We start from the raw sequence: 12,465 nt of genomic DNA, 5'->3' as shown, positions 1-12,465 counted from the left end.
CGATCATCATGTTTGAAAAGATTTTAATTGCGAACCGTGGCGAGATTGCCTGCCGCGTGATTCGTACCGCAAAAAAACTCGGTATTGCAACGGTTGCGGTATATTCTGATGCAGACGCCAATGCACAACACGTCAAACTTGCAGATGAAGCCATTTATATTGGTCAGTCCCCTGCCACGCAAAGTTATTTACAGGTAGAGCGTATTATTCAGGCGGCGATTGATACAGGCAGCCAAGCGATTCACCCAGGCTATGGTTTTCTTTCAGAAAATGATCAATTTGCACTCGCTTGCCAACAACACAACATTTGCTTTATTGGCCCACCCGTCGATGCGATTTTAGCGATGGGCTTAAAAGCCACCTCTAAAGCCTTGATGGAAAAAGCAGGTGTGCCATTAACCCCTGGCTATCACGGGACCAATCAAGAGGCCGACTTTTTAAAGCAACAGGCAGACCAAATTGGCTACCCTGTTTTAATTAAAGCCAGTGCTGGTGGTGGTGGTAAAGGCATGAGTCTGGTTGAGCGTAGTGAAGATTTCCTGCATGCCTTAGCCTCATGTAAACGTGAAGCCAAATCGAGCTTTGGTAATGACGATGTGTTGATTGAACGCTATGTAATTCAACCGCGACATATTGAAGTGCAAGTGTTTGGCGATACACATGGTAACTATGTGCATTTATTTGAACGTGATTGTTCGGTACAACGCCGCCACCAAAAAGTACTCGAAGAAGCCCCTGCACCACAAATGCCAAGCGAAAAACTGGATGCCATGCGCCAAGCAGCGATTGATGCTGCCCGTGCGGTGGACTATGTCGGCGCGGGTACGGTTGAGTTTATTGTGGAGCAAGATGGAACCGCGTATTTCATGGAAATGAATACCCGTCTGCAAGTCGAACATCCTGTTACTGAAATGATTACAGGTGAAGACCTTGTAGAATGGCAACTACGCGTCGCAGATGGTGAACCTTTACCGAAACTGCAACATCAATTACAGATTCATGGTCATGCGCTCGAAGCACGTATTTATGCAGAAGAACCCGAAAAGGGCTTTTTACCTGCCATCGGCAAAATTGACTATTTACATTACCCAACGCAAAACCAATTCGTCCGTGTCGACAGTGGTATCGTTGAAGGTGATGAAATCACCACCTACTACGATCCAATGATTGCCAAACTGATCGTTTGGGGTAAAAACCGTGAAGCGGCTTTGATTCAAATGCAACATGCACTCAGTCAATTCCACGTCGATGGTCTAGGTAATAACATTGCCTTTTTGGAAAAAATTGTTAGTAGCGACTCATTCAAACAAGCCAAATTAGATACCAACCTAATCCAACGTGAACAAGATTTTCTGTTCCATCCAGAACAGATTAAGCCTGAGTTGGTGGTTAGCACAGCCTTTATCGAATTCCTGAGCAAACTTAACAACAATCGTTCTAGCCAAAAACAATTATGGCAAGCACAACCGTTATGGCGTTTAAATATTGCTTTCCAACAAATCATTAAACTGAACTATTTAGATCAGAGCATTCAAATCAAAATTAGCTCGGCTGAACAAGGCTTTAATGCTGAATATAATGGGAAGAGCTACCCTATTTCAGGACAATTGCTAGATGCGCATACAGCTGAGATCCATATCAATGGCACACAACAAAAACTAGCCTTCAACCAAAGCACGCAAGGCATCACGCTGTTCCATAGCGGACAAAGTCATAAATTTGCTTATATTCGCCAAGATTATAATCAAGTGGATAGCCAAGCGGATCAAGGTCATCTTAAAGCACCGATGCCAGGTGTGGTGACCCAAGTGCTGGTCAGTGCAAATCATAACGTCAAGAAAGACGATATCTTAATGACGCTTGAAGCCATGAAAATGGAATACACCATTCGCGCACCACAAGATGGTGTGATTGTGGATTCCTATTTCCAAGTGGGTGATCAGGTCAAAGCTGGCGATGAACTGGTGGAATTTCAACCTGCGCAGGAGGAAGTTGCATGAGTGAATTTGTCAAAATCGTGGAGGTCGGTCCGCGTGATGGCCTGCAAAATGAAAAACAGGCTTTGACCGTCCAACAACGTTTAAACTTTATTCACGATTTGGTTAATGCTGGCTTGAAATCGATTGAAGTCGGCTCCTGTGTATCTGCAAAATGGGTACCGCAAATGGCGCAGAGTGATGAGCTATTTAAACAATTACCCCAAACGACCGTTGTGCAATTTAGTCTGCTTACCCCCAATATCAAAGGTTTTGAAACTGCTCAAGCTGTAGGATGCAAAGAGGTTGCGGTATTTACTGCAGCTTCTGAAAGCTTTACCCGTAAAAATATTAATTGCTCGATTGATGAAAGTTTTGAAAAATTTAGCGATGTGATGACCGCAGCCAAAGCGCAGAACATCCGTGTCCGTGGTTATGTTTCTTGTATTGTCGATTGCCCTTATGAAGGTGCGATTGCACCTGAGCAAGTGCTGAAAGTGGTTAAACGGCTCTATGACATGGGTTGTTATGAAGTATCTTTGGGTGAAACCATTGGTACAGCCACACCAGATCGTGTCGCAAAAGTCTGGCAAGCTTGTCTGGCTGAACTCGACAGTAAGGTTTTGGCAGGACATTTTCATAATACTTATGGCATGGCGATTGCCAATATTCATCAATCTTTACAGCAAGGCATTCGTGTATTTGATTCTTCGCTGGCTGGTTTGGGTGGATGCCCTTACGCCAAAGGGGCTTCAGGTAATGTAGCCACCGAAGATCTGTTCTATTTGCTCTCGCATATGGGCTTTGAGACAGGAATCAATTTAGAAAAACTGATGCAAGCCAGCCAAAATATCAGTCATGTACTTAACCGAAAAAGCTTATCGAATTATGCCAATGCGTATTGGCAAAGCCGTTGTATCTAAACAACTCAAATATAACTCTTAACTGTAATCTGGTGAATCAAAGATCACTTTTAAACTCACAAAACTGATCACCAGACATTTTTCTCTTGTTTCATTGTTTATTTGAACAACACAGGTTTGTTGTAGTTATATGATACTCGGAGACGTCATCTACAACCTGCGTGATATCTGTAAGATTCTGTTTTTGCAATCCATCTATTTAATTGAAAGAAATGAACAGGTTTTGTAGATGACAATGCCTTTGCTTACTTTGGGCGAAACCAAAGTAAGGCGAACCTGAACGAGGGTGAAATATATTTCAACTGAAGTGCAAGACGTAGTGGTTATTTCTAAAAATAGGATGAGAGCACTACATGACTCTGGCATAATTATTTATTCTTAATAGTTTAAAAATAAACATAATTAAATTCAGATAAATAATATATTCAACAACCAATTTATAAAAAATAATCCGTATCTTGCTGTATTTTTGGAGAAATATGCTGCTCGACCCACTCCAGCCATGCTCTTGTTTTTGCATCCACAAAATGACGTGATGGCAATAAAGTATAAACCCCAATATCAGGTGACCGCCAAGCAGGTAAAATACGGCGTAATCGCCCTGCCCGAATCGCATCAATCGATGAGAAGGTCGGCAATAAAGCAATGCCCATATCCTGCTGTACCACATCCAGCAGCAATTCAGGTGTATCTGCAATCAACGGTCCATTGATATCAATCTGATAAGAACAGCTGTTTTCACTGACCAGATGCCATTGTGGGGTAATCGATGGATTGACTAAACGTAAGCAGGCATGCGTTTGTAAATCATCCAGTGATTGAGGTTCACCATGTTTTTCCAGATAGGCAGGCGAAGCGCATAACACCGAAAAAATCGTCCCAATTCGGCGCGCGACAAATCTTGAATCTGCCAAGGACTCAGTCAAATACAAGCTGACATCAATACCTTTACCTAAAAGATCAGGTACGTTTTGCGAGGTTCGGTATTCAACCGTAAGTTCAGGATAAGTTTGACAAAATTCCGCCATCATCGGCGCCAAATAATGATGCCCGAAACTGGCCATACTCAGTACACGTAACCGCCCTTGTGGTCTGGTTGCCATCCCCATGGCCTGTGCTTCGGATTCCTCTACCATCGCCAGCACTTGGCGACACTGCTCTGCATAGTTTGCACCAATTTCAGTCAAGGCATGTTGGCGAGTTGATCGTTGTAGTAGTTTTGTACCTAACCGCCCTTCTAATTCGCTAATTAATCGCGAAACTTGCGCAGTTGTCAGTTCCATCTGCTCCGCGGCAGCCGTAAAACTGCCGCTATCAATGACTTTCAGGAAGGCATGCATCGCATGTAACAATCCACCATCAAGATTTTTGCGCATAACGTAAATATCTTTTTCTAAATTACGCATTGTTGCACCAGTCTGGATCAACCACAATGACAAATATGTACATACATTGAGCAGCTTTTTTTAAGTTATACAGCCACTCAATCTTTTTCTTTAGATGTACTTACTCCAAATATTCAACCGGATGTTGAAAAAAGAAAGTAGTCAAAACTACATACAATTCTAAGGAGACATAAATGAATATAGCGACAAAAGTTACTCCAAAAATGATCGCTACTATGGATGTATCACTGGACGACAAATATATCAGTGATGACGGTTCGGCCTATATGAGCGGTATTCAGGCACTGGTTCGGTTACCTCTAGCACAAACACGCCGTGATGAACAGAATGGGTATCATACCGCTGGTTTTATTTCAGGCTATCGTGGTTCCCCTGTCGGTAACTATGATAATTTCCTTTGGCAAATTGGAGGCATACTTAAAGATCACAATGTCGTGTTTCAACCCGGTATTAATGAAGACCTCGCGGCAACGGCCATTTGGGGCACGCAGCAGGCGAACCTTGCAGGTCAAGGAAAATATGATGGCGTCACTGCATGGTGGTATGGTAAAGGTCCTGGTGTAGATCGTTCAGGCGATGTATTGCGTCATGCCAACCTCGCAGGAACCGCCGAACAGAGTGGCGTAGTTGCTTTATTTGGTGATGACCATTCCTGTAAATCTTCGACTGTTCCACATCAATCCGAACACGTGATGATGGGTTGCGGTATTCCAATTTTCTATCCAACTTCGGTGCAACACATTCTCGATTTAGGTGTACATGCAGTTGCCATGTCACGCTTTGCTGGTGTTTGGACCTCGATGAAACTGGTCAGTGAAATTGTTGAAACCTCTGCTTCAGTCAATGTTGATCTAGATCGTGTCACGCCTGTTTTGCCAGAAGTTGATTTACCTGCCGATGGTTTACATATCCGTTGGCCTGATCATGGTATCCAACAAGAACAACGCCTGTATCAATACCGTTTACCTGCAGTATTGGCCTATGCACGCGCCAATCAACTCAATCAGACCACGTGGCCATGTGATAATGCCCAGATTGGGATTGTTGCCAGTGGCAAAGGCTATCTCGATACCATTGAAGCCTTACGCATTTTAGGCATTGAGAATGAAACAGCACAACTGCTTGGGCTACGTGTTTACCAAGTTGGCTTGATCTGGCCTTTAGAACCTCAAGGTATTCGCGAATTTGCTGAGGGTTTGCAAGAGCTAATCGTGGTTGAAGAGAAACGCCCTATTCTTGAATCACAAATCAAGGATGAACTGTATTCCCTGCCTGATGAGCAACGTCCACATGTGATCGGCAAAGCACCGCATGGGAAAGGTGAATGGAGTACCTCCATCGAGGAAGCACCGCTAATTGGTCATTACGAGTTCCAACCAGAACCGATTGCCAAAATGCTGGCGGCACGTTTTCTACAACTCGATTTACCTGGGAATTTAAGACAACAAATTCAGAATCGCATCGATTTATTGCAAAAAGCAGAACAAGAGTCACGACGCGTGCTGGATCTGGCAGAGCGTAAACCTTATTTCTGTAGTGGTTGTCCGCATAATACCTCCACAGTCGTTCCAGAAGGCAGTCGCGCCTTAGGTGGCATCGGTTGCCACTATATTGCGGTATCACTGGATCGTGGCACAGAAACTTTCTCGCAAATGGGCGGTGAAGGTGTCAGTTGGGCGGGTGCATCGCACTTTACCAATGAAAAACATATTTTTGCCAATCTCGGAGATGGAACCTACTTCCATTCAGGCTATTTGGCAATTCGACAAGCCATCGCAGCCAATATCAATATCACTTATAAAATTCTGTACAACGATGCCGTTGCCATGACCGGTGGTCAGCATGTGGATGGACATTTGAGTGTGGCGCAACTGACCCGTCAGCTTGATGCAGAAGGGATTAAAAAACAGGTCATTGTGACTGATGAACCTGAATTAATTCATGCTGAAGAACATCTTGCACCCAATGTAGAAATCCGACATAGAAATGATTTAGACACCGTGCAACGTGAATTGCGTGATATTTCAGGCGTCACCGCTTTAATCTATGTTCAAACCTGTGCCAGCGAAAAGCGTCGCCGTCGTAAACGCGATATGTATCCAGACCCAGCTGAACGTCTATACATCAATAGCGATATCTGTGAAGGTTGTGGCGATTGTTCAAAAAAATCAAATTGTCTGTCGATTGAACCAGTAGAAACGACATTGGGCACCAAGCGTCAAATTAACCAAAGTAGTTGTAATAAAGATTTCACCTGTGTAGAAGGTTTCTGCCCAAGCTTTGTCACTGTGCATACACGCGATATGAAACGTCCCGCCAAGTTTGAAGGTTTTGCTACGGGTTGGCCTGAACGACCAATAATTCCACAACTTGGCGATACACCAAGTCGTATTATGGTCGGCGGTGTGGGTGGAACAGGTGTGGTCACTGTCGGGGCTTTATTGGGTATGGCAGCTCATTTAGAAGGAAAAGCGACCCGTGTCATGGATATGGCAGGACTAGCACAAAAAGGCGGTACGGTTTATTCCTATATTCAAGTTGCGACTGACGATAGTCAAATTTCTTCCACCAAAATTCCTGAACATCAATGTGACCTATTGATTGGTGTAGATGCAATTGTGGCAGGCAGTCATGCAGCGCTATCACGCTTAAAACAAGATGCGATGGTGCTCGTCAATGAAGATAGTGCACCTACATCTGACTTTATCAATAAGCGTGACTGGTTTGCCCCAGTTACGGACTTGATCAATCGTCTTCGTGGTCGTGTCGAGCAAGGGAAACTGGTCTCCTTACCTGCCGCACGGATTGCCACAGAAGTCTTAGGCGATGCCATTTTTGCCAATCAGCTCTTGCTAGGGATGGCATGGCAATCAGGTCAAATTCCATTATTGCGCGAGAGTATTGAAAAAGCCATTCAACTGAATGGTACGGCGGTTGAAAAGAATCTGGAAGCTTTTCGCGTAGGCTGCCATCTTGCAAACGATCCAGATCTGGCGAAGCGCCTACTCGACAGTTTGCCAAAACAGAATGCACCACAGACATTGCCTGAACTCATCAATGATCGGACTTCACGCTTGCAAGACTATTGGAATGAAAGCTATGCTAATCAATACCGTATGCTATTAGAACAGGTATCGAAATTACTACCTGAGGCATTGGCAATCACGATAGCGACGCAACTCTATCGTGTGATGGCATATAAAGATGAGTATGAAGTGGCACGTTTGCTCACTGGTACAAACTTTAAAAAATCAATCGAGTCACAATTTGGACGTGGTGTGCGCCTTTCCTACCACCTTGCACCACCAACACTTGGCACCAATGTCCGCAAACGTATCTTTGGTTACTGGATGCGTTTCCCAATGATGTTGCTTGCTCGATTACAATGGCTTCGCGAAAGCTTCCTTGATCCATTTGCACGTCAACAAGAACGCCAACATGAGCACGCATGGCGAGACCGCTATATCGCCTTCGTTGAAACTCTCATTTCATCACCCAATAGCTATAACCTGTCTATTGCAGAACAAATTGCCGAGCTTCCTGCTGAAGTACGCGGATTTGGTCATATCAAAATGCAAGCGATGCAAAGCGCAAATCAACGTTGGGATGAGCTATCAAAAGAGCTCAGTAATAAAGACTAAAATCTTCAAATAAACCACTGACTGGGCATGTTAAATAACAAAAGATATGTTCAGTCAGCGGATTAACAATTAAAAGTCGGTATGACTGAATGATAGCTTGAACTGAGGATATTCAGACACTAATACCCCTTCAAAGTGTCCACTTGATTTAACAATGCTTGCCCTTGAATAACACGCTGATCATTTTCTAAAATTTGGTTCACCACAACCGACCATGGTGCATGTGAAGCAACATGTGGCGTGATCACCACTTTTTCATGTTGCCAAAGTGGATGATTTTCAACTAAGGGTTCTTTTGCAAAGACATCCAAAATTGCACCACGTAAACGTCCAGAATCCAGATAATTTAATAAATCCTGCTCAACCAGATGCTGACCACGACCACAATTGATAATACAGGCCTGTTCAGGAAGCTGATCAAATAAAGATTTTGATAAAATACCTTGGTTACTTTCCGTGAGTGGCAATAAATTAATCAGAATTTCAGCCTGCCCCAAAAACGTGTCAAAGTCTTCATCACCTGCATAACTGCTCACATGTGCAATATTTTTCGGGCTACGAGACCAACCAAATACTTGATAACCGAGCGCAGCAAATTGCTTGGCCATATATCCGCCCATTTGCCCCAAGCCCATAATTCCAATTTTCAATTCAGCATGTTCTCGCTGTGGATACTGCCGCCAACGTTGTTGCCGCTTTTGTACAAAGGCCTGATCAAAAAAACGTTGGTAATACAAAACACCCCATTGCAAATAGTCAAACATCCCCTTTTGATGAAGCTAATCAACCACCCGACACACTTTATATTGTGTGCCAATTCGATCTAGATTGAGGTGTTCAACGCCCGCAGCCATTGAATGAATCAATTTTAATTCAGGCAATTTTTCTAAATGATCAAGATCTGGAAACCACGATACAGCAGTTGTTGCATGCCTAGCCTGTTCGCTGTCGGCTAGGCAATACGAACCTTGTGGTGCGTATTGTAAAAATGCATCTTCAAGCCATTTTTGAACTTTTGGTACAGTGGTCGCAATCACAATCATGCGCAGTATTCCTCACGCTGCTGTTCAATTAAAGACAAGGCTGCATTCCAGGCATTTAAAATAATCTGTTCCACACCTTTTGATTCGAACTGCTTGGTTGTATGTTCACAAACCAGTTCGGAAGGAAAATGCAATTCCGCCCCACCGGCAAGTGCCTTAATTTGTGCCTGACATGCTCGTTCTAAAAAATAAATTTCATGAAATGCACGCTGTACACTATCGCCTGTTGCCAACAATCCATGGTTTCTTAAAATCATGACACGATGATTACCCAGATCCTGCACCAGTCGTGCCCTCTCTTCGGTCGATAGTGCGACCCCTTCATATGCGTGATAACTGACTTTTTTATAAAATTTTAGTGCGTGTTGTGATATTGGCAACAAACCATGCTTCTGAGCTGCAACTGCAATTCCATCTGCGGTATGGGTATGAATCACACAGTGAATGTCGGGACGAGCTGCATGCAATGCTGAATGAATAACAAAACCAGCAACATTAACCGTTTTACCTGCATCATAATGCTCTACGATATTGCCTTCACCATCAATTTTAACCAAATCAGAGGCTTTCATTTTTTCGAATGGAATACCGTAGTGATTAATCAGAAAATGTCCCTTATCATCTGGTACACGTAGACTGATATGGGTATCAATAAGATCTGTCATCCGATAGTAAGCAATTAACCGATATAAGGCTGCTAACTGACAGCGAGCATCCCATTCATTTGTCGATACAATCTCTTTTAGACTCATGTTATATCCCTATTTGAAGTACTTCCGACTTAATGTACTGTTTTCATTTTCCAGAACTAAATATTATTAATATCTAATACTTCTAGCTAAAGTCTGGTTTTCTCTTTTCCATAAAGGCAGTCACTCCTTCTTTATAGTTATCTGATTGTCCTGCGATACGTTGAAATTCACGCTCCAGCTGCAATTGCTCAACAAAGCTGTTGTCTGTTGCGCAGTTTAAAGCTTTTTTAATCAATGCAATCGAACTACTGGGCTGCTCAGCTAACTGTTCAGCCAATGTGGTAACACTCGCTTCGAAAAGTTCATCTTCGTAAACCTCCCAAATCAATCCCCAATTCAAGGCTTTTTGAGCAGATAACTTATCACCCAACATAGTGAGCCCTTTTGCACGGGCCAAACCGATCAAATGCGGTAAATTCCATGTGCCACCTGCATCAGGAATTAAACCAACTTTGCAAAAAGACTGTATAAATGAAGCAGATTGTTTCGCCACCACCAAATCACAGGCTAAAGCCAAATTCGCACCAGCACCAGCAGCCACACCATTCACCGCAGCGATTACAGGTTTGGTCACATCTGTAATTTTAAGTACCAGCGGATTATAGAATTTTTCTAAAGCCGCGCCTGCATCATAATCTGGTGCAGCAATGACATCATGACTTCTTGATCTTAAATCCTGTCCAGCACAGAAACCTTTGCCTGCGCCAGAAATCACAATAACTTTTACTTCCTTAGAAACCGCCCACAGGTCTAAAACTGCCGCAATTTCAAGGTGCATTTGTTCATTGAAACTATTCAGCACTTCTGGGCGATTAAGCGTCAAATAACCGACACGGTTGTGTTGACGAATCAAAATATGTTCAAAATCCATTTCTCGCTACTCTCTGAAAAAATTTACAATCCGTGGAGCAGACTCAGAATGAAAAAGCATCTTCATCAAGTTCCATCACTGACTCTGCTCCAGAAGCAATAGAAGCTGCATGTGCTTGTGTACGATGTAATAGCTTCTGAAAGAAGAACTTCGCTGTGCTGAGTTTGGCCTGATAGAATTTTTGTTCTTGCGTGCCTTCAGCCAGTTTTTCATGGGCAACTTGTGCCATACGTGCCCAGAGATAGGCGAATACCACATAGCTAGAAAAATACAGATAATCGACTGAAGCAGCACCAATTTCTTCAGGATTTTGCTTGGCTTTTTGTGCAACGTCTTCGGTGATAGATAACCACTGCTGCTTCAATTCAGCCAGTTTTTCCGTATAAGCAGACAATGCTGTATTTGCTTGATTCGTCACAATAAACTGCTCAATTAAATCGGTCATGTTTTTTAGCAGTTTTCTATCAGACTTCAATACTTTACGCGCCAGTAAATCTAAAGACTGAATTTCGGTCGTGCCTTCATATAAGGTGGATATCCTTGCATCACGTACAATTTGCTCCATCCCATGTTCAACAATAAACCCATGCCCACCAAAGACCTGTACCCCATGCTTAGCTGATTCATTCCCCGATTCAGTTAAAAACGCTTTGGCAATTGGAGTTAAAAAGGCCAATAACTCATCCGACATTTTCCGCTGCTCGGGATCATCTGAAGTCTCAACAATATCGACATGCTGAGCCAGAAAATAGGCTAATGCACGTCCACCTTCTGAAAATGCTTTTTGAGTCATTAACATGGAACGTACAGCAGGATGAACAATAATGGGGTCTGCATTTTTATCAGGACATTTTGCTCCAGATAAAGAACGCATTGCCAAGCGATCTTTCGCATAAGCTAAAGCACCTTGAAATGAAATCTCAGAGGCAGCTAGACCTTGTACAGCAGTCCCAATACGGGCGGTGTTCATAAAGGTAAACATACAGTTAAGCCCACGGTTTTCAGGGCCAATTAGATAACCTTTTGCAGCATCAAAATTTAAAACACAGGTTGCGTTACCATGAATCCCCATCTTATGTTCAATCGCGCTACACCCTACATGATTGCGCTCTTGCACATTCCCTTGATCATCGACATTAAATTTCGGCACAATAAACAGAGAAATCCCTTTAGTGCCTGTCGGCGCATCTGGTAAGCGAGCCAACACAATGTGGATAATATTTTCTGAAAGATCATGTTCCCCTGCGGAAATAAAAATCTTTTCTCCGGTTATGGCATAACTTCCATCTGAATTCGGCTCAGCCTTGGTACGAATCAAGCCTAAGTCTGAACCAGCATGAGATTCCGTTAAGCACATGGTTCCTGTCCAGACACCACGAATCAGCTGAGTTAAAAATGCCTTTTTTTGCTGCTCAGTGCCGTGATGTTCAATGGTTCGCATCGCACCGTGCGACAAACCAGGATACATTGCCCATGCCCAGTTCGAACCACAAAGCATCTCTGAAATCGCAATACGGAGCAGTGTAGGTAAGCCTTGCCCGCCATATTCTGGATCAGCTGTTAGTGAGGTAAAACCAAGCTCCACATATTTATCATAAGCTTCTTTAAACCCCTTCGGGGTGGTCACAATACCTTGATCTAAATGACAACCTTCTTGATCACCATTTTGATTAATTGGAGCCAATTCATTTTCACAAAAATCTGCTGCTGCTTCCAAATATTGATCCACGAGTTCACGACTGACGACATCCTGATATTTAGATAATTTTTGGTAGTTTTGTTCAGTTTGAAGCAATTCATGTAGTACAAATTGCATATCGCGTTGAGGAGCTTTATATAAAGGCATGATTTTT

General features: G+C 43.1%; 7 protein-coding genes and 1 pseudogene. 3 read left to right on the top strand and 5 right to left on the bottom strand.

The features are described from left to right. The first annotated feature begins 8 nt into the window (after positions 1-8). A complete protein-coding gene (locus MMO42_RS08965; RefSeq protein ID WP_241320192.1) occupies positions 9-2,000 on the top strand; it encodes an acetyl/propionyl/methylcrotonyl-CoA carboxylase subunit alpha in 1,992 nt (663 codons plus the stop codon). Next, entirely contained in the window at positions 1,997-2,899 is a 903-nt protein-coding gene (locus tag MMO42_RS08960) for a hydroxymethylglutaryl-CoA lyase (RefSeq protein ID WP_241320191.1), read from the top strand. The genes MMO42_RS08965 and MMO42_RS08960 overlap by 4 nt, the downstream gene beginning before the upstream one ends. A gap of 437 nt (positions 2,900-3,336) precedes the next feature. Here the strand turns inward: MMO42_RS08960 and MMO42_RS08955 are convergent, their stop codons facing one another. After that, positions 3,337-4,275 carry a LysR family transcriptional regulator gene (locus tag MMO42_RS08955; RefSeq protein ID WP_032863155.1) on the bottom strand — a complete coding sequence of 313 codons (939 nt, stop codon included), beginning with the start codon at positions 4,273-4,275 and terminating at the stop codon, positions 3,337-3,339. Positions 4,276-4,478: 203 nt separating this feature from the next. On the opposite strand from MMO42_RS08955, the gene MMO42_RS08950 reads away from it, so the two are divergent. Continuing rightward, positions 4,479-7,946, top strand: a complete 3,468-nt coding sequence (locus MMO42_RS08950) for an indolepyruvate ferredoxin oxidoreductase family protein (protein ID WP_241320189.1) — start codon at positions 4,479-4,481, stop codon at positions 7,944-7,946. A gap of 119 nt (positions 7,947-8,065) precedes the next feature. Here the strand turns inward: MMO42_RS08950 and MMO42_RS08945 are convergent. The 4 genes and pseudogenes from MMO42_RS08945 to MMO42_RS08930 form a co-directional block, all read right to left on the bottom strand. After that, a pseudogene (locus MMO42_RS08945) lies at positions 8,066-8,989 on the bottom strand (glyoxylate/hydroxypyruvate reductase A). Beyond that, complete coding sequence (locus MMO42_RS08940; protein ID WP_241320188.1) at positions 8,986-9,741, bottom strand: class II aldolase/adducin family protein; 756 nt, start codon at positions 9,739-9,741, stop codon at positions 8,986-8,988. Before MMO42_RS08940 ends, MMO42_RS08945 begins: the two are co-directional and overlap by 4 nt. 82 nt (positions 9,742-9,823) lie before the next feature. Next, complete coding sequence (gene paaG / locus MMO42_RS08935) at positions 9,824-10,612, bottom strand: 2-(1,2-epoxy-1,2-dihydrophenyl)acetyl-CoA isomerase PaaG (protein ID WP_241320186.1); 789 nt, start codon at positions 10,610-10,612, stop codon at positions 9,824-9,826. A 43-nt stretch (positions 10,613-10,655) separates the two neighbouring features. After that, positions 10,656-12,458, bottom strand: a complete 1,803-nt coding sequence (locus tag MMO42_RS08930) for an acyl-CoA dehydrogenase C-terminal domain-containing protein (protein WP_241320185.1) — start codon at positions 12,456-12,458, stop codon at positions 10,656-10,658. Positions 12,459-12,465 lie beyond the last annotated feature (7 nt).

Source organism: Acinetobacter sp. ANC 3882, assembly GCF_022549545.1.
Classification (GTDB): Bacteria; Pseudomonadota; Gammaproteobacteria; order Pseudomonadales; family Moraxellaceae; genus Acinetobacter.
This window is presented reverse-complemented; position numbering and strand designations above follow the sequence as displayed.